At 62.7% G+C, this 18,080-nt stretch carries 15 protein-coding genes; 3 read left to right on the forward strand and 12 right to left on the reverse strand.

Going from position 1 to position 18,080, the window contains the following annotated elements:
• Positions 1-39: 39 nt before the first annotated feature.
• From AC1DX6_RS07185 to tmpA, 8 genes are all read right to left on the reverse strand, one after another.
• Entirely contained in the window at positions 40-3,207 is a 3,168-nt protein-coding gene (locus AC1DX6_RS07185) for an efflux RND transporter permease subunit (RefSeq protein WP_477312046.1), read from the reverse strand.
• Positions 3,204-4,469 carry an efflux RND transporter periplasmic adaptor subunit gene (locus AC1DX6_RS07190; protein ID WP_477312047.1) on the reverse strand — a complete coding sequence of 422 codons (1,266 nt, stop codon included), beginning with the start codon at positions 4,467-4,469 and terminating at the stop codon, positions 3,204-3,206. Before AC1DX6_RS07190 ends, AC1DX6_RS07185 begins: the two co-directional genes overlap by 4 nt.
• Positions 4,470-4,689: 220 nt before the next feature.
• Entirely contained in the window at positions 4,690-5,160 is a 471-nt protein-coding gene (locus AC1DX6_RS07195) for a nucleoside deaminase (protein WP_477312048.1), read from the reverse strand.
• A gap of 135 nt (positions 5,161-5,295) precedes the next feature.
• Positions 5,296-5,892 carry a LysE family translocator gene (locus tag AC1DX6_RS07200; RefSeq protein ID WP_477312049.1) on the reverse strand — a complete coding sequence of 199 codons (597 nt, stop codon included), beginning with the start codon at positions 5,890-5,892 and terminating at the stop codon, positions 5,296-5,298.
• 103 nt (positions 5,893-5,995) lie between these two features.
• Complete coding sequence (gene ilvN, locus AC1DX6_RS07205) at positions 5,996-6,568, reverse strand: acetolactate synthase small subunit (protein ID WP_477244780.1); 573 nt, start codon at positions 6,566-6,568, stop codon at positions 5,996-5,998.
• Between the two features lie 84 nt (positions 6,569-6,652).
• Positions 6,653-8,434: an acetolactate synthase 3 large subunit gene (locus AC1DX6_RS07210; RefSeq protein ID WP_477312050.1), complete on the reverse strand. Its 1,782-nt coding sequence runs from the start codon at positions 8,432-8,434 to the stop codon at positions 6,653-6,655.
• A 395-nt stretch (positions 8,435-8,829) separates the two neighbouring features.
• Complete coding sequence (tmpB, locus tag AC1DX6_RS07215) at positions 8,830-9,414, reverse strand: (R)-1-hydroxy-2-trimethylaminoethylphosphonate oxygenase (RefSeq protein ID WP_477312051.1); 585 nt, start codon at positions 9,412-9,414, stop codon at positions 8,830-8,832.
• On the reverse strand, positions 9,411-10,562 hold the full coding sequence (gene tmpA / locus AC1DX6_RS07220; RefSeq protein ID WP_477312052.1) for a 2-trimethylaminoethylphosphonate dioxygenase: 1,152 nt from the start codon (positions 10,560-10,562) through the stop codon (positions 9,411-9,413). The genes tmpB and tmpA overlap by 4 nt, the downstream gene beginning before the upstream one ends.
• Before the next feature lie 96 nt (positions 10,563-10,658).
• On the opposite strand from tmpA, the gene AC1DX6_RS07225 reads away from it, so the two are divergent.
• On the forward strand, positions 10,659-11,558 hold the full coding sequence (locus AC1DX6_RS07225; RefSeq protein ID WP_477312053.1) for a LysR family transcriptional regulator: 900 nt from the start codon (positions 10,659-10,661) through the stop codon (positions 11,556-11,558).
• 174 nt (positions 11,559-11,732) lie between these two features.
• On the forward strand, positions 11,733-13,535 hold the full coding sequence (locus tag AC1DX6_RS07230; RefSeq protein ID WP_477312054.1) for an NAD(P)-binding domain-containing protein: 1,803 nt from the start codon (positions 11,733-11,735) through the stop codon (positions 13,533-13,535).
• Between the two features lie 8 nt (positions 13,536-13,543).
• On the opposite strand, the gene AC1DX6_RS07235 is transcribed toward AC1DX6_RS07230, so the two are convergent.
• From AC1DX6_RS07235 to AC1DX6_RS07245, 3 genes are read right to left on the reverse strand one after another with little or no spacing between them, the layout of a single operon-like run.
• A complete protein-coding gene (locus AC1DX6_RS07235; RefSeq protein WP_477312055.1) occupies positions 13,544-14,071 on the reverse strand; it encodes a GNAT family N-acetyltransferase in 528 nt (175 codons plus the stop codon).
• Between the two features lie 23 nt (positions 14,072-14,094).
• Positions 14,095-14,403: a hypothetical protein gene (locus AC1DX6_RS07240; protein WP_477312056.1), complete on the reverse strand. Its 309-nt coding sequence runs from the start codon at positions 14,401-14,403 to the stop codon at positions 14,095-14,097.
• A 4-nt stretch (positions 14,404-14,407) separates the two neighbouring features.
• A complete protein-coding gene (locus tag AC1DX6_RS07245) occupies positions 14,408-14,974 on the reverse strand; it encodes a helix-turn-helix domain-containing protein (protein WP_477312057.1) in 567 nt (188 codons plus the stop codon).
• A gap of 152 nt (positions 14,975-15,126) precedes the next feature.
• Between AC1DX6_RS07245 and AC1DX6_RS07250 the strand changes: the two genes are divergently transcribed.
• Positions 15,127-16,953 carry an ATP-binding protein gene (locus AC1DX6_RS07250; protein WP_477312058.1) on the forward strand — a complete coding sequence of 609 codons (1,827 nt, stop codon included), beginning with the start codon at positions 15,127-15,129 and terminating at the stop codon, positions 16,951-16,953.
• Between the two features lie 232 nt (positions 16,954-17,185).
• Here the strand turns inward: AC1DX6_RS07250 and AC1DX6_RS07255 are convergent, their stop codons facing one another.
• On the reverse strand, positions 17,186-17,977 hold the full coding sequence (locus AC1DX6_RS07255) for a GGDEF domain-containing protein (RefSeq protein ID WP_477312059.1): 792 nt from the start codon (positions 17,975-17,977) through the stop codon (positions 17,186-17,188).
• Positions 17,978-18,080: the final 103 nt, after the last annotated feature.

An 18,080-nucleotide genomic window follows, 5' to 3' on the forward strand; every position in this document is an offset into this window, starting at 1 on the left:
GCAAGGCCGCAAGCACGACGGCTTGGTCCAGGACCGTCGCTATTCGGCGGCGGCCCTTTGCGGTTCGTCCAATGGCTCTTCCTTGGCGTCGAACAGCGAAGGCTGGTCGACGGCCTCGACCGGAAGCGGCTCGCCGCCCTGGCGCCGCGTCCACAGGCCAAGCAGCCAGCCGGAGAAGCGTTCCATGTAGACATAGATGACCGGCGTCACGAACAGGGTCAGCGCCTGCGAGGCGACGAGACCGCCGACCACTGCCACGCCGAGCGGCTGGCGCAGTTCGGCGCTGGCGCCGGTGCCTAGCGCGATCGGGATGGTGCCCATCAGCGCGGCCAAAGTCGTCATCATGATCGGCCGGAAACGCATGATGCAGGCTTTGTGGATAGAGTCGATCGGCGGCATTCCATCTCGTCGCAGCTCCAGCGCGACATCGATCATCATGATGCCGTTCTTCTTGACGATGCCGATCAGCATCAGGATGCCGATGACGGCAATCACCGACAGGTCCATCCCCGCCAGCCGCAGCGCGACCAGCGCGCCCAGCACCGCCGAAGGCAGGCCGGTCAGGATGGTGAGCGGATGGATGAAGCTCTCGTAGAGGATGCCGAGCACGATGTAGATGGTGAGGATGGCGCCGCCGATCAGCAGCCCCTGGTTGGCCAGCGAATCCTGGAACGTCTTGGCCGTACCCGCGAAACTGGTCGAGATCGTCGTCGGCAGCCCGATCTTGTCCTTCAGCGCGTTGATATGCGTGACGCTGTCGCCAAGCGCCACGCCCTGCGGCAGATTGTAGGAGATGGTCACCGCCGGAAGCTGGCCAAGCTGGTTGACGGTCAACGCGCCGGCGGTTCGATCGACACGCGCAAAGGCGCCAAGCGGCACCAGGCTGCCACTGGCCGTCCTCACCTGGATGGCCAGCATCCTTTCAGGCGACCACTCGATCTTCGGATCGAGCTCCATGACCACCTGATAGCTGTCGGCCGACCCAAAAATGGTCGAGACCTGCTGGGTGCCGAAACCGCCATACAGGCTGGAGCGCAGCGTATCGGTGTCGATGCCGAGCGTTGCCGCCTTGTCGCGGTCGACCACCAATGTCGCTTGCAGCGCGTTGTTCTGCAGATCGTTGGTGACGTCGGTGAAGGCGGTGTGGTCCGCGGCCATCGCGTCCGACAGTTTTTGCGCCCAGATATCGGTCGCACCGGTGTCGAGGCCCTGCACGACGAGCTGATAGGCACTGGCGGAAGACCGCGATCCCAGGCGCAAGTTCTGCACCGGCTGCATATAGGCCTCGATGCCCGGCACATTGGCGAGCTGCTTGCGCAGGTCCGCCTGCACCTTCTCGATATTGGGGCGCTGATCCTTGCCCTTCAGCTGCACATAGAGCTGGCCCTGGTTCAACGCGTTGCCGCCGCTGCCGGCCGACCACGCCACATGCGAGACATAGGGCGAATGCGAAAAGACATTCGCCACCTGCCCCTGCAGCTTCACCATGGCGTCGAACGAGATGTCCTGGCGGGCGATCGTCGTCACCGAAATCTGGCCGATATCCTCTTGCGGGAAGAAGCCCTTCGGCGAAATCTGGATCAGCCAGACCGACGCTGCCGCCGTGCCGATGAAGACCAGGAAAACCAGAAAATTATGGCGCAGGCAGAAGGTCAGCAGCCAGTCATAGGCGCGGGTGACGAAGTCATGCTTGCGACCTTCGCCATGCGCGGCGTCGCGCTCGGCCTTCGACACCGACAGCAGCCGCGAGCACAGCATCGGGGTCAGCGTCAGCGACACGAACATCGACGCCAGGATGGCGACCGTCACCACCACCGCGAACTCGTTGAAGATGCGTCCGATCACCCCGCCCATCAAAAGCACGGGGATGAACACCGCCACCAGCGAGATCGAGATCGAGATGATGGTGAAGCCGATTTCGCGCGCGCCCTTCAGCGCCGCTTCCATGGCCGAGAGCCCGTCCTCCTCCATGTGGCGGAAGATGTTTTCCAGCATGACGATGGCGTCGTCGACGACGAGGCCGACCGCCAGCGTCAGCCCCATCAACGAGATGTTGTCGATGGAAAAGCCGGACAGGAACATCACGCCAAGCGTGGCGATCAGCGAGATCGGCACCGCCACCGCCGGGATGATCGTCGCCGTCACCCGGCGCAGGAACAGGAAGATCACCATAACCACCAGCGCGATGGTGAGCAGCAGCGTGAACTGCACGTCATCGACCGCAGCGCGGATCGAGGTCGAGCGGTCGTTGAGCAGCTTGATGCTGGCCGCCGCCGGCATCTGCTCCTCGAAGGACGGCAGCATCGCCTTGACGCGGTCGACCACCTCGACGGTGTTGGCGTCGGGCTGGCGCTGCACGGCCAGGATGACCGCGCGGGTGCCGTCATACCAGCTTGCCGTCGTTGTCGTCTGCACCGAATCGATGACGCGCGTCACCTCGCCGAGCCGCACCGGATGGCCGTTCTTGGTGGCGATGATCAGATTGGAAAAGCCCGCGGCATTGGTCAGCTGCGTGTTGGCCGTGATCGTCAGCTGCTGCTGATCGTTCTGCAGCACGCCAAGCGGGGTGTTGCTGTTGGCCGAGGCGATGGCCGTCTGCAGCTGGTCGATCGAGATGCCACGCGCGGCAAGCGCCGTCGGATCGATCTGGATGCGCACGGCATATTTCTGCTGGCCGAAGATCGAAACCTGCGCCACGCCGTCGAGCGTCGACAGCGACGGCGAGATCACGTTCTCGGCGAAGGCATCGAGATCGGTCAGCGGAACCGTGTCGCTGACCAGCGACATCAAAAGGATCGGCGCATCGGCCGGATTGACCTTGCGATAGCTCGGCGGGCTGGTCATCTCCGGCGGCAATTGCCGCTGCGTGCGCGCGATCGCCGCCTGCACGTCCGCCGCCGCGGCATCGATGTCGCGGTCGAGCACGAACTGGATGGCGATCGAGGTCGAGCCGAGGGAATTGGTGGTCGAGATCGAATCGATGCCGGCGATGGTGGAGAACTGCTTGATCAGCGGCGTTGCCACCGAGGTCGCCATGGTTTCCGGCGAGGCGCCCGGCAGCGACGCCGAGACATTGACCACCGGAAACTCGGCGCTCGGCAAGGCCGCCACCGGCAGGAACTTGTAGGCAAACAGCCCGCCCAGAACGAGCGCGAACGACATCAGCAGCGTGGCAACGGGCCTGCGTATGCAGAATTCGGAAATCATGGACGCGCCCCGCCGGCCTTGTCGGCCCCACCGGCTTTTTCGGCTTCCGCGACCTTCGGCGCCGCCTGGTCATCAGCGGCAGTCGCCTTGCCTTCGTGGACAGCGGCGCCATTCTTCAGCCTGGTCTGGCCCTCGACAACGACACGCTCGCCGCTCTTCAGACCCTGGCTGATGGCGCTGTTGCCGCCTTCGGTCAGCGCCACCTGCACGGGCCGCATCTCCACCGTGCTGTCGGCCTTGATCACATATACGAACGGCCCTTTCTGGCTGGGCTGAACCGCAACGGTCGGTACGGACGTCATCTGCGGCATGGTGCCGGCATCGAGCACGACATTCACATACTGCCCCGGCCACAGCGACAGATCGGCATTCGGTATGCTCGCCCGCGTTGCGATCGTGCCGGAGGCGGTGTCGACGCTGGAATCGACGAAGTCGAGCGTGCCCTTGCCGATCGGCGTCGGATTGCCGTCCTTGGTCAGCGTCACCCCGCCCACCAGCGGCGTCGCCAGCGCCTTGTGCAGCAAGGCGAGATCGCTTTCGGGAAGATTGAAGTTCACCTGCAGCGGGTCCATTTCGGTGATCGTGACCAGCGGCGTAGCGGTGCTGCTGTTGCCGTTGCTGGTGGTGACGAGATCGCCGACCGCGACGTTGACCGCGCCAAGCCGGCCGGAAATCGGCGCCGTGATGGTGGCAAAGCCGAGCTGCACCATATCGGCATCGAGCGTCGCCTTGTCGGCGTCGACCGTGGCTGCCGCCGCCTTTTGCGCCGCGACCGCCTGATCGTAGGTTTGCTGCGTGCCGGCCTGCTTGGCGACGAGGTCCTTGGCGCGCTGAAGATCCGACTGCGAGCTGGCGAGCAGCGCCTGGTCCTTGGCCAGCGTAGCCTGGTCCTTGGCGAGCTGCGCCTTCAGCGCCCGATCGTCCAGTGAGAGCAGGACATCGCCAGCCTTGACCATCTGCCCGTCCTTGACGGCGATCGACACGATCTGGCTGGAGACCCGGGCGTTGATGCTGACGACGGCGGGAGACGAGACAAATCCGATGGCATAGCGCCGGATCGGGAAATCGGCCGTCGAGGCGGTGGCGGCAAGCACCGAGGTTGAACGCGCGGCGTTTGCCCCCGCGACTGGCTTGTCCGCGGCCGCCGTCTGCTTGCCTGCCAGCATTTGCTGAAGACTGCCCATGGCGGTGGGCGAAACATAGAGCCAGCCTGCAACGAGGCAGGCCACGGCCACCACCGCCAGAACGATCTTTCCACGCATCGACAACATGCCTTCTTTATCCGACACGCCGAACCCGGTGGTCGCATTCTAGCGTAACTCGCAAGCTCCTGCCGCGATTTCGCCGAATAGATAGGACGCGCCTTTGTCGGAAAAGGGCCAAAACACGGCATTACGAAGATTTAATGTGCACTGCACAATGGATGTGCAGCCGGCTCATGATCCCGGGCCGACGCCTGTCGTGGGCCTCGGTAGCTGGTCTCTAAGCCTTGCCCAGATGCTTTGGCCAGAATCCCTGATGGACTTCGGCGGCTTCGTCTTCGAGGTTGGGGCCAACCACAGTGACGATGCGCGCGCCGGTTTGCAGCACCGCCCGGCTCGGCACGTTCAAGCCAATTCCAGCGATCTCGCCAAGCCGCGCCTCGGAGCACGCAAAAACCATACGCCCGATACCCGACCAGTAAATCGCCCCGGCGCACATCGCGCACGGCTCCGTGCTGGTATAGAGTGTGCAGTCAGCGAGAAAAGCAGTGTCGTAGTGCTGCGCCGCCAGTTTGACCAGGTTCATCTCGGCGTGGTTCGTCATATCGTGGCCCGTGAAGACGCTGTTTTCGGCGCGCAAGATTACTTCGCCGTCCCTCACCAGCAGCGAGCCAAACGGTTCGTCGCCGCGTTCCATTGCGGATTTCGAGAGCGCAATCGCCTCGCGTAGAAACGGCTCGTGGCTTTCCATCCGAGTCCCCCAAAAAGGCTAGAGCGGTATGATTTTGTCTTGAATCAGGGGGATTTCCAAGGGGCTGCAAATCAGATTCAAGTCGGCGATCTGCATCGCCGCATCCGTCATCTTCCGGCTCTAATCAATGCACCCTTAGCGCAGCATCGGCCACAGCGTCGCCGCCAACAACACACCCATGGCGATGTTGAACCATTTCAGCCGCACCGGATCCGACAGAAATCCGCGCAGCGCCGTGCCGAAACCGGCCCACACCGACACGCTTGGCAGGTTGACGATGGTGAAGGCGATGGCGACCAGCGCCACCGACAGAAACGGGTGCTCGGGATTGGCATAGACGGCCATGGCGGTGATCGCCATCACCCACGCCTTCGGATTGACCCACTGGAATGCCGCCGCATCGATGAAGCGCATCGGCTGCGCCTCTGCCTCGCCCTTGCTGCTGAGCGAGCGCGACATGGCGATCTTCCAGGCGAGATAAAGCAGATAGACGCCGCCGGCGATCTTCAATCCCGTATGCAACACCGGAAACGCCGTCAGCACCGCGCCCAGCCCGAAGCCGACGGCAAGCAACAGCACGAGAAACCCCATGCTGATGCCGAGCATGTGCGGCACCGTCCTGACGATGCCGAAATTGACGCCCGAGGCCAGCAGCATGAGGTTGTTCGGCCCCGGCGTGATCGAGGTCACGAACGCGTAGACCAACAGGGCAAGGAATGCGTCGAGGGACATGCTATCCTCCCAGATACGTCAGCTATATTGTCCTTTTACGCCAGACGCACAAAGGGCCACAGCCGGCCCGCAGCGGGGCCAGCTGAGGCGCGAGGCTTATGGCCTACATGCCCTGCGCGCCGCGGTTCAATGCCGCCACGCCGGTGCGGCAGATTTCGACCAGGCCGAGCGGCTTCATGATGGCGATGAACTGGTCGATCTTGGAACCCTTGCCTGTAATCTCGAAGATGAAATGCTCGGTGTTGGCGTCGATGACGCTGGCGCGGAAAGCGTCGGCGAGTCTGAGCGCTTCGACACGGGCTTCGCCGGTGCCGGCGACCTTGACCAGCGCCAGTTCGCGCTCCAGCGGCCGCTCCTGGCCGAGCTCGTGCGAGCGCACGGTGAGGTCGACGACTCGGTGCACCGGCACGATGCGTTCGAGCTGGTGCTTGATCTGCTCCAGCACATGCGGCGTGCCGCGCGTCACGATGGTGATGCGCGACAGGTGCTTTTCATGCTCGGTCTCGGAGACGGTCAGGCTCTCGATGTTGTAGCCGCGGCCAGAAAACAGGCCGATGACCCGGGCCAGCACGCCCGGCTCGTTGTCGACCAGCACGGAAAGCGTGTGGTTCTCCGGCTTTTCCGTTTCCTTGGCGATGAAATAGGCCGAGCCGGTCGGCTGTAGCTGTGCGTTCATGACATGAATCTCGATTTCAAACTTTTGAGCTAGTTCTCTGTTTGCGCACGGCTTCTCTAAACAAGCCCTGCCTCAGCTTGTTGGCTACACCAGTTCCCTGCCCTTGGCGTCGATGGCGTTGGCCACCGCCTCGTCGGTGGCTTCATCCGGCAACAGCATCTCGTTATGCGCCTTGCCAGACGGGATCATCGGGAAGCAATTGGCGAGCGTTGCCACGCGGCAGTCGAAGATCACCGGCTTCTTCACCGCGATCATCTCCTTGATGGCATCGTCCAACTCGTCGGGCTTTTCGCAGCGAATGCCGTGGCCGCCATAGGCCTCCGCCAGCTTGACGAAATCAGGCATCGCTTCGGTGTAGGAATGCGACAGCCGGTTGCCGTGCAGCAGCTGCTGCCACTGCCGCACCATGCCCATATACTGGTTGTTGAGGATGAAGATCTTGATCGGCGCATTGTGCTGCACCGCCGCGCTCATCTCCTGGATCGTCATCTGCACCGAGGCGTCGCCGGCAATGTCGATGACCAGCGCGTCGGGATGCGCGATCTGCACGCCGAGTGCCGCCGGCAGGCCATAGCCCATCGTGCCCAGTCCGCCGGAGGTCATCCAGCGGTTCGGCTTCTCGAAATGATAGTGCTGCGCCGCCCACATCTGGTGCTGGCCGACCTCGGTGGTGATGTAGGTGTCCATATGCTTGGTCAGTTCATAGAGCCGCTGGACGGCATATTGCGGCATGATCACGTCGTGGTTCATCTTGTAGGCGAGCGAATCCCGCGCACGCCATTTGGCGATCTGCTCCCACCACGGGTGCAGCGCCTTCTTGTCGGACTTGGCGGTCGCCCGCCACAGCCGCACCATATCCTCCAGCACCCGGCCGACATCGCCGATGATCGGCACTTCGGTGTGGACGTTCTTGTTGATCGACGACGGATCGATGTCGATGTGGATCTTCTTCGAGTTCGGCGAGAACGCGGTCAGCCGGCCGGTGATGCGGTCGTCGAAGCGCGCGCCGATGCAGATCATGACGTCGCAATCATGCATCGCCATGTTGGCTTCATAGGTGCCGTGCATGCCCAGCATGCCCATCCAGTTCTTGCCCGATGCCGGATAGGCGCCGAGACCCATCAGCGTCGAGGTGATGGGAAAGCCGGTGAGGTCGACCAGCTCGCGCAGTAGATGGCTTGCCTCCGGGCCGGAATTGATGACGCCGCCGCCCGAATAGATGATCGGCTTTTTGGCGCCGGCCATCAGATCGACCGCCGCCTTGATCTTTTCCAGGTCGCCCTGGACCTTCGGCTGGTAGCTGGTGCGCGGCGCCGTCTGCGGCGGCACGTAGATGCCCCTGGCGAACTGCACGTCCTTCGGAATGTCGACCACGACCGGACCGGGACGGCCGGTGGTGGCGACATGGAAGGCCTCATGAATGGTGGCGGCGAGCTCGTTGACGTCCTTCACCAGCCAGTTGTGCTTGGTGCAGGGACGCGTGATGCCGACGGTATCGCACTCCTGAAACGCGTCGGAGCCGATCAGCGAGGTCGGCACCTGCCCGGTCAGGCAGACCAGCGGGATCGAATCCATCAGCGCATCCTGCAGCGGCGTCACCGCATTGGTGGCGCCCGGCCCAGAGGTCACCAGCATGACGCCGGCCTTGCCGGTCGAGCGCGCATAGCCTTCGGCCGCATGGCCTGCGCCCTGCTCGTGGCGGACCAGGATGTGCTCGACCTCGTCCTGCTGGAAAATCTCGTCGTAGATCGGAAGCACGGCGCCGCCGGGATAGCCGAAAATATGCTTGACGCCATTGTCCTTCAGCGCCTGCACCACCATTTCGGCGCCCGTCATTTCGCGCCGTTCGTTCTGTCCGTTGCTCATCGGTCTGGTCCCGTACTGTCGCCATCTGGGCGTTGTTTAGTCGTGTTTCAGGCAATAAAAAAGGCCCCCGAGGGAGCCTGTGTCTTGCGCATGGGAGGTTTCCGCCCGGCGGTTACACCGCCTTGCCCACGCGCTTTCCTACTACGAGAATGAGTGCCTTTTTCATGGTGGCGGACAATAGGATTGGTTTTGCGCCGCTGTCAACGGCGAATATGCACGTCCTCGGCCTGTCCGGACGCGCAGATCATATCAGGTTCAATCAACTTGCCGCGAGGAGCCGTTGGTAGCGCAGCGGTACTGCTTGTGGCTGGCAGGCCCTCCCGGCAGTCATCCGGTCTATATGGTGTCACTGCGCCTTCATCGAAGCGGAAACACATGGGCTGCCCCCGCCAGCGTCAGGCGCGTTTGCTAAAGTCGCGAACAACCCGCTGCAGCAGCGGCACATAATCGCGGAACGCCCGCGTCTTCATGTTGGCAACCTTGCCGCCCTCGTCCCAGATGCGCACCCGCACCGCTTCCTCATGGAACGGGTTCTTGCGAAACTCGGCGACTTCCTCGGCGTCCATCGGCCCGCCTTGTAGAGAGAGCGTATGGACCGAAGCCTGCGACAGCCTGGAGAAATAGGTCGGGTCGGTGGCGCAGAGATAGCGTTTGGCGGACACATGCAGCCTGACGCATTCGACGATGACCGGCGGGAAGAACGGCGCCAGCACCTCGCCGCCGGCCTCGTCATGGTGCTTGTCCTCGACATCGTCGGGTGAATAGGTGCCGAACTCGCTGGTGTAGTGGCCGATGTCGTGCAGCAGGGCCGCCGCGACCAGCACGTCGGGCGCGCCGTCCTGCTCGGCCAGCCAGGCGCCTTGCAGCATATGCTCGGACATCGTCACCGGCTCACCGAGATAGGACTCGGCGCCGCGCCTTTCAAAGATGTCGGCGATGAATTCGACGATGGTGTCGGTGGTCGGTTGTTGCTTGCTCATTCGGCTGCTTCCTTGAACCCGTGTTCGATCGCGGCAAGGGTCGACAGCAGCCCGTCCTTGTCGGCGTAGCATCCTTGCAGCCAGCGCTTGCCGGTTCCCGAAAACGCCTTGCGCGCATGCATGACGCGGGTGTTGTCGACGATGAAGGCCTGTCCAGGTTCGAGCTTGAAGGTCACCTCGAAGGCGGGATCCTCGATCAGTTCGGCGAAACGCCGATAGGCGGAATAGTAGGCTTCCATATCGGCGAACGGCACGTCGGTGGTGGCGGCAAGCGAGCGGTTGTTGAAACGGATGGCGATCAGTTCGCCGTCCGGGCCGAGCTCGATCATCGGTCGCTTCGACTGAAGCCGCACGCCCGAGGAGCCGGCATACTCGAAACGGGCCGGACATGAACTCAGCAGACGAAACCCCTCGGGGTTCTCGGCCTGCAACGCGGCGGCAACGGCGAAACCGTCGACGACGCTCGATTCACCGCCCTCGACGGTGTTTTCGATGCAGGCCAAGACCTGCAGCGTCGGCACCGGATCGCGATAGGGATTGTCGGTATGCGCCTGCAGGCCGAGATTGGTGTAGGCGAGATTGCTTGGATTGACCTCGGCGCGCACCTCGAACCAGCGCCCGTAATTGGTCTCCCTGATGTAGCCGAACAGGTCGACGACTTTGCACAGGGCTCCCGATTCGGCCGGCAGCCCATCCATGACGGCAAAGCCGTAGCTCCTGACCGCCGCCAGCCAGCCTGCGAGCACCGCGGGATGGCGAGCCGCTGCAGGGTAGCCGGCAAGCGGCAGCGTGTCCTGCATCGTCGCCTTGGTCCAGCGCCTGATGACGTCGCCGGTCCAGCCTGCCGTGTCAGGTGGCTCACGGTCATAGCCGTTTGCGCTGAGCCACGCGGACGGGAATGTCACGTCCTTGCCTTCGGGCAGGAAACGCAGCCGCAGGTCGCCGTGTTCGATCGTGGCTTGGCCGATCCGCGTCTCCGCCGGAATGTCGAGAATGGTGATCAGCCGCTGGCCGTTGCCAGGGCTGCGCGTCTTGTCGTCGAGCGCGTTGTCGCGCAGCCAGATCGCATGAAAGCGGGCATGCTTGCCGCCGCTCCAGCCGAGTTCAACCGTTCGCCCGTCGTCGGCGATCTCCACATTGGTCAGCATGATTGGGTTCCCTGCCTGGCTTCCACCCTTGCACCGTGATCCCCGCGCATGCATAATTCAAATTATCATTTTTCGACCTTAGGCCATAGAAATTTTATGACTGGCTTCCGATCAGAGAAACTGCCCCCGCTCGACTGGCTACGCAGTTTCGAGGCCGCCGCGCGGCTGTCCAATTTCACCGCCGCGGCCGCCGAGCTTGGCCTCACCCAGGCGGCCGTCAGCCAGCATGTCCGCTCGCTCGAAGACCGGCTCAGACAGCCGCTGTTTATCCGCCTGGCGCGCGGCGTCGAATTGACCCCGGAAGGCGCCGCCTACCTGCCGCATCTGCAGTCGGCCTTCGCCGTGATCGGCAACAGCACGCGGGACCTGTTCGAACCCAAGACGATCCAGAGCGTGACGATACGCTCGCCGATTTCGTTTGCCGTGCTGATGATCGCGCCGATCCTGCCTGAAATGGCCAAAAGCCTGCCCTTCGTCCAGCTGCAGATCGAGACCATCCACACGCCCGCCGACTATGGCGAACGCTCCGGCGTGCTCGACATCCGCTTCGGCAATGGCTCTTTCGCCGGGCGGCAGGCGGATCGCCTGACCCGGGAGACATTGATCCCGATGGCGGCGCCCAGCCTTGCCAAAACCTCGGACTGGACGCAGCTGCCGATGCTGGGCGTCGTCGGCGCGCGCGAAATGTGGGGCGAATGGTTTGCTGCCGCCCGCATGACGCTGGCGATCGGTCCCATGCACAAATTCGACAGTTTCGTCACCGCGCTGGCAGCGGCAAAGCATGGCGCCGGCATGGTGCTCGGCTCACGCCCGCTGGCCGACGCGGCACTGCGCGACGGATCGCTCGTGACGCTGTCGGATTTCGCCCTGTCGAGCGGCGCCGGCCATTGTCTGACCGCTCCTTCCGGCGCCCATCTCAGCCGCGCGGAAGACGATGTCCGTCACTGGTTCGCGACAGTGTTCGCTCAACGCATGAGCGATCACCCCTCACATTGATCCCGGCAGGGTCAGTCTCCCTCGATTTTCCCGATAAGTCGCTGAAAACGCGCCAAACTATTTGACGACGTGACGCGGCGCATAGTTTGCCGCGATACTGCGCAAGGCCGGACGTCAAGCTTCGGCAGGTTCCGCTCATCCCAGGCGGCCACGAAAAATTGCGGAGGAAATTTGATGCTCGACAAGGCCCCCAACAAGAAGCTTTCCGACCTGCTCGACCGCTTCGGCGCGGCACTTGCCGCCGGCGACATCGACAAGGCAGTCGCGTGTTTTCAGGAGGATTGCTACTGGCGCGACCTGGTGACCTTCACCTGGAACATCAAGACCATGGAGGGCCGTGACCAGGTGCGCGCCATGCTGATGAGCCAGCTGGCGAAGACAAAGCCATCGAATTGGGAAATTGCCAAAGGCGAAGACGCCAGCGAAAGCGACGGGCTGCTGGAGGGCTGGATCAGCTTCGAAACAGAGGTCGCGCGTGGCTTCGGCCATATCCGGCTCAAGGCCGGCAAGATCTGGACGCTGCTCACCACCATGGTCGAACTGAAAGGCCATGAGGAACCGGCCGGCTTCGACCGCCCGCTCGGCGCCAAGCACGGTCATGGCAAGAACCGTCCAACCTGGAAGGAGGAGCGCGAGAAGGAAGCCGCCGAGCTCGGCTTCAAGACCCAGCCCCATACGCTCATCATTGGCGGCGGCCAGGGCGGCATCGCGCTCGGCGCCCGGCTGCGGCAGCTCGGCGTTCCCACAATCATCGTCGAGAAGAACGAGCGCGCCGGCGACAGCTGGCGCAAGCGCTACAAGTCGCTCTGCCTGCACGACCCGGTCTGGTACGACCATCTGCCCTATATCGATTTTCCGAAGAATTGGCCGGTCTTCTCGCCCAAGGACAAGATCGGCGACTGGCTGGAAATGTACACCAAGGTCATGGAGCTGAATTACTGGTCCTCGACCGAGGCCAAAAGCGCCACCTATGACGACAAGAAGAAGGAATGGACCGTCATTGTCCGCCGCGATGGCAAGGACATCACGCTGAAGCCGAAGCAGCTGGTGCTGGCCACCGGACAATCCGGCAAGGCCAACATGCCGACCTTCAAGGGCATGGACAGCTTCAAGGGCGATCAGCATCATTCATCGAAGCATCCCGGCCCCGACGCCTATGCCGGCAAGAAGGCCGTCGTCATCGGTTCGAACAATTCCGCCCATGACATCGCCGCCGCACTTTGGGAAGCCGGCGCCGATGTCACCATGGTGCAGCGCTCGACCACCCATATCGCCAGATCCGACACGCTGATGGAAATCGGCCTGGGGTCGCTTTACTCGGAAAAGGCGGTGCAGAGCGGCATGACCACCGCCAAGGCCGACCTCATCTTTGCCTCCCTGCCCTACAAGATCCTGCACGAGTTCCAGATCCCGGCCTATGCCGAGATGAAGAAGCGCGACGCCAAGTTCTACAAGGGCCTGGAAAAGGCCGGCTTCATGCTCGACTGGGGTGACGACGAGTCCGGTCTGTTCATGAAGTATCTCCGGCGCGGCTCGGGCTACTATATCGATGTCGGCGCCTCCGACCTGATCATCGACGGTTCGATCAAGCTGAAAAGCGGTGTCGACGTCAACGAGATCAAGGAGCATTCGGTGCTGCTCTCCGACGGCTCGGAACTGCCGGCCGATCTCATCGTCTACGCCACCGGCTATGGCTCGATGAATGGCTGGGCGGCCGACCTGATCTCCAGGGACGTCGCCGACAAGGTCGGCAAATGCTGGGGCCTCGGTTCCAACACCACCAAGGATCCGGGCCCGTGGGAGGGCGAGTTGCGCAACATGTGGAAGCCGACGCAGCAGGAGGCGCTGTGGTTCCACGGCGGCAATCTGCACCAGTCACGCCACTATTCGCAGTTCCTTTCGTTGCAGCTGAAGGCGCGCCATGAAGGCATCGCGACGCCGGTCTACGGGCTGCAGCAGGTGCATCACAAGGGGTAGCGCAGTCGTCACCGAGGCTGGCCGATGCGTTTCCAGTAGATGAGCGTGCCGGTCAGCCCGCCATGCGGCTTCAAGGCAAAATCCGGTATTTCGCCGGTGAGCGTGAAGCCGAGTTTTTCGTAGAGACCGGAAGCCCCCTCCTCGCTCGCTGTGTCCAGCACCAGCAAACTGCGGCCTTTCTCGACGGCAAGGTCTTCCGCAGCCCGCATCAGCCGGGTCGCAATGCCTTTGCCGCGATGGTCGACACGGGTCATCAGCTTGGCGATTTCGGCCCGGTGCGGCTGGTTGGGCGGGAAGTCGAGCAGCAAGGTCACGGTGCCGACGAGAGCATCGTCCTGCCACGCGCCCAGCACCGCTCTCTCACCTCTCTCTGCAGCCATGAGAGACTTGTCCCAAAAGGCTCCCGCCGCTTGCCTCGATAAAGGATGCATGAAGCTGACCGATCCGCCGGCCGCAACCGTCTCGATCAGTATCTCGACCAGCATTTCATGCGTCGCGGCAGCGCCGGTCAGAGCTTTGATTTCGATGGAGCCCATGCGTGCCATATCCCTTGCCGCCCTCAATCCAGACGACTGACCCGGCGTCGCTTTCGCGTCGCCTTGATCGCAGCGATGCGATCGGTGTCCTGCGGCTGCAGATGCAGCCCGCGTTCGAGGATTTCGAGCGTGTACTCCTCATAGGTCAGGCCCAGCCGCTCAGCCTTTTCCATCCGCATCAGCATCACTTCGCGGCTCGGCGCCTTCCACGCCTTGGCGTGCGCGGCCTGCCAAGCGAGGAAGATGTAAGGGTCGCCCTTGCCCCATGGCGGCCCTTTGTAGTCGTCGAGCGGCGGCCCTCCATTGTCGGAGCGTTTGGGACGGCGTGCCATGCGTTCAGCCTCTCACCAGCGCGACCAGATAGTCGGCGGCGTCCGGCCCGACAGCGTGGAAGGTGCAGTCGGACGGCGCCCCGAGCGCCAGGCAGTCGCCAGGCTCGAGATTGTGCACGACGTCGCCCTCGGCGAATTCAAGCCGGCCGGAGATCAACCACATCTGCTGTTTGATGAATGCGTAGGATGCCGCCGGAAAGCTTACCTTGGCGCCGGCCGGCAACTGCACCCTGACCAGCTCGAGCGGCATGTCCGACACCGGCGATAAATGCCGGCGGACATAGCCCGTGGCGGGATCGCGCCACAGCGGCTGGTCGCTTTCGCGAAGCAGGCCGCCGCCTTGCAGTTCCGCCCGCGCGATGAGCGTGGAAAGCGTCATGCCGAAAGCTGCCGCGATGCGCACGAGCAGTGCCGCGGTCGGGCTCGTCTTGCCGCGTTCTATTGTACTCAGCATGGCTTTCGACACATCGGAACGGTCGGCGAGCTCAGCCAGGGACCAGTCCCGCAAAGTCCTTTCGGCGTGTATTCTTCGGCCGATGGTCGAGGAGATATCATTCGTTATATCAGTCATTCGTCCAATATATCGAATTCATGAGGCAAGAAAAGAGGTCGATCGAGTCAATTTTCACTGATCGCTTAACGCCACCTACACCATCCGACCACACCCCACCTTAACCCCATCTGCGTAGGGTCGACGCTCAGGGAAATGGGGATCGGCTATTGATGTTCGTCGAACGCGAAGCCTCTGTCGGAGAACCGACATCGCAGGAGCGCCGCCAAGCGGAGCAGAACGACAAGCGCATTCTGGGCAATGTCGTGCAATGCGATGGCGCGCGCGCCACCATCAGCGCCTATGCCGACGACATCGAAGGCGCCATCACCGGTCTGTGGACGGTCGGCAAGATGATCTCCATCAATCTCGGCACGTCGCGAACCGTCGGCCTGGTCTATGAGATCGGCAAGTCGGATCGTGCCTGGAGCAATGAGGGCCAGAACCCGATCGAAGTCAGCGTCGAGCTCATCGGCGAGGTCCGCGACGGCGCCGAGCCCGGCGCCAAACCGGTTTTCGACCGCGGCATCACGACCTATCCGCATATCGGCGCCATTGCTCACCGCATCCGCAGCCGCGACCTGCAGGCGGTCTACGATCTCGCCGGGCGTCATTCGATCACCATCGGCACCCTGTCGCAGGACGAGGCGATCGACGCCAACATCGCCATCGACGATACGCTGGCACGCCATTTCGCCATTGTCGGCACCACCGGCGTCGGCAAATCCACCGCGGTCTCGCTGCTGTTGCGCAAGTCGATCGCCGCCCGGCCCGACCTGCGTATCCTCATCCTCGACCCGCACAATGAATTCGCTGCATCGCTGCCTGAATACTGCGTCAGGGTCGATTCAAAGACGCTGGACCTGCCCTTCTGGATGTTCAGGCTCGAGGAATTCGCCGAAGTGCTGTTTCGCGGGCGCGAGACTGTGCCGGAGGAAGTCGACGTCCTGCGTGACCTGATCCCGGCCGCCAAGAATCTGTACCGCAATCCGAATTCGGGCGCCTACATCAAGCGTGGCAGCGATGCGCTGACCGCAGACACACCCGTGCCCTATCGCATGGTCGATCTCATCAAGCAGATCGACGAGCGCATGGGATTGCTGGAAAGCAAGAACGATCGCCCGACGCTGAAATCGCTGAAGACGCGCATCGAATCAGCGGCATCCGATCCGCGCTACCGCTTCATGTTCAATTCGCGCCTGATCGAGGACACCATCCACGAGACGATCGGCAATATTTTCCGCGTCCCACACCACGGCCGCCCGGTGACCTGCTTCGAGATGGCGGGCATGCCGTCCGAAGTGGTCAACTCCGTCTGTTCGGTGCTGGCGCGTCTGGCCTTCGACCTTGCTCTGTGGAGCGAAGGACGGCTGAAGCTGCTGTTGCTGTGCGAGGAAGCGCATCGCTACATGCCGGCCGATCCTCGCCTCGGCTTCGCGCCGACCAGGCATGCGCTGTCGCGCATCGCCAAGGAAGGCCGCAAATATGGCTGCTATCTCGGTGTCGTCACCCAGCGACCGGGCGAACTCGACCCAACCATCCTGTCGCAGTGCTCCACTTTCTTCGCCATGCGGCTGGCCAATGAACAGGACCAGGCGATCATCCGCTCGGCGATCGCCGATTCCTCGGCCTCGACGCTGGCGTTCCTGTCGTCCATGGGCCAGCGTGAAGCCATCGCCTTCGGTGAAGGTGTGGCGACCACCATGCGGCTGAAATTCGAGAAACTGTCACAAGAACTGATCCCAGGCACCGCCAAGCGCGACGACCTGGAGTCCGAAACCGGCGGCGACGTCGATCTGGCCGCGATCGTCGAGCGGCTGCGCAACGTGCCAAAGGCGCAATCTGCGATGGCCTTTGCCGAAGTCGTCGATTCGGGCCGGCAGGCCGGCGATCCCGACTACCGCAAGCCGCCCGCGACGCGCATCCAGCCGGACGACGATTTCGACTTGCGCTACGGCCTCAAGCCCGCAACCTTCGGCCTGCGCCCGCAAAACGATTAGTCTTCTGCGTCCAACTCTCTGAAAGCGCTCTGGCGGCCAACCGACAAGCCGCGACTTTCAGGTTGCGGCCTCGTTGGCTCGCTTGGGTAAATCCCGTCAGGAAATTCGTCAGGCTGAGTCGGTTGGTGTCGACTTCGAGAACCGGAGCGGAGCGGACTTTTTGGGTCCGTGAGCACCGGAAGCGCAGAAGTCGGCATCAAACGGCCAGCATCACGAATTTAGTGACGGGATTTCAGGCGGAGACGCGATTGCGTCCCTGCCTCTTCGCCTCGTAAAGCTGGCGGTCGGCGCGGCGGTAAAAATCCTCGGCCGTTTCCTTGCGGTCCCAGACCGCCAGGCCGACACTGGTGGTGACCTTCAGGCGGACATTGCCCGACAGCACCGACATGTTGGCAACCGCCTTGCGGATGCGCTCGGCGAATTTGGCCAGAAGCTCGGCGTCCATATTGGGCGTGACCACTGCGAACTCCTCACCACCCAGCCGCGCCACCACATCGTGATAGCGTGTGATGCCCTTCAGGCAACCGGCAACGGCTCTCAGCACCTCATCGCCGACATCGTGGCCATGGGTGTCGTTGACCTGCTTGAAATGGTCGAGGTCAAGGATCATCAGCCCGACGGGCTTTTCGATGCGACGGAATTCCTCGAGATATTCCTTTAGCGCATCGTCGAAATAGCGCCGGTTCTGCATACCCGTCAGGCCGTCGGTCAGCGCTGCATGCTCCAACGAATCCGAACGGGCGCTGAGCGAGACCGTCATGGCACGCAGCTTGCCCTCTTCCGCCGCCTGCCTGCGGATCATCGGATAGATGAAGAAAATACCAAAGAACAATGCGGTCGCCAGAAGCACGCCGGTCGCCAGCAACAGCTTGTTGAGATAGGCGATCTCCTCGGCCTTCGAAGGCGTATGGACCTCCTCGGCAAAGGCTTGCAGAAGTCCATAGGCATGAAGCGTCACCAGGCCCGCGGCGAGGATCACGAAGATAAAGACGAAAAATGCGGATTCCGCCTTGTGGAAACGCATCTGCTCCCCGTTGGAAAAGTGCCCGCAGACCTTATCGCATGCAGGGCCTTACGGAGCGTTAATTAGGACAACCTCGACGGGAAATCTACAATTAACGTCAACT

The sequence above is a fragment of the Mesorhizobium sp. P2_C4 genome (assembly GCF_056404575.1).

Bases quoted from the DNA above. Each gene is read 5' to 3' on its own strand.
- tmpB (WP_477312051.1), bottom strand. From the start codon at position 9,414: ATGAGCAAGCAACAACCGACCACCGACACCATCGTCGAATTCATCGCC.
- AC1DX6_RS07230 (WP_477312054.1), top strand. From the start codon at position 11,733: ATGCTCGACAAGGCCCCCAACAAGAAGCTTTCCGACCTGCTCGACCGC.
- AC1DX6_RS07235 (WP_477312055.1), bottom strand. From the start codon at position 14,071: ATGGGCTCCATCGAAATCAAAGCTCTGACCGGCGCTGCCGCGACGCAT.
- AC1DX6_RS07245 (WP_477312057.1), bottom strand. From the start codon at position 14,974: ATGACTGATATAACGAATGATATCTCCTCGACCATCGGCCGAAGAATA.
- AC1DX6_RS07185 (WP_477312046.1), bottom strand. From the start codon at position 3,207: ATGATTTCCGAATTCTGCATACGCAGGCCCGTTGCCACGCTGCTGATG.
- AC1DX6_RS07255 (WP_477312059.1), bottom strand. From the start codon at position 17,977: ATGCGTTTCCACAAGGCGGAATCCGCATTTTTCGTCTTTATCTTCGTG.
- AC1DX6_RS07200 (WP_477312049.1), bottom strand. From the start codon at position 5,892: ATGTCCCTCGACGCATTCCTTGCCCTGTTGGTCTACGCGTTCGTGACC.
- AC1DX6_RS07225 (WP_477312053.1), top strand. From the start codon at position 10,659: ATGACTGGCTTCCGATCAGAGAAACTGCCCCCGCTCGACTGGCTACGC.
- AC1DX6_RS07240 (WP_477312056.1), bottom strand. From the start codon at position 14,403: ATGGCACGCCGTCCCAAACGCTCCGACAATGGAGGGCCGCCGCTCGAC.
- AC1DX6_RS07250 (WP_477312058.1), top strand. From the start codon at position 15,127: ATGTTCGTCGAACGCGAAGCCTCTGTCGGAGAACCGACATCGCAGGAG.
- AC1DX6_RS07195 (WP_477312048.1), bottom strand. From the start codon at position 5,160: ATGGAAAGCCACGAGCCGTTTCTACGCGAGGCGATTGCGCTCTCGAAA.
- tmpA (WP_477312052.1), bottom strand. From the start codon at position 10,562: ATGCTGACCAATGTGGAGATCGCCGACGACGGGCGAACGGTTGAACTC.
- ilvN (WP_477244780.1), bottom strand. From the start codon at position 6,568: ATGAACGCACAGCTACAGCCGACCGGCTCGGCCTATTTCATCGCCAAG.
- AC1DX6_RS07190 (WP_477312047.1), bottom strand. From the start codon at position 4,469: ATGCGTGGAAAGATCGTTCTGGCGGTGGTGGCCGTGGCCTGCCTCGTT.
- AC1DX6_RS07210 (WP_477312050.1), bottom strand. From the start codon at position 8,434: ATGAGCAACGGACAGAACGAACGGCGCGAAATGACGGGCGCCGAAATG.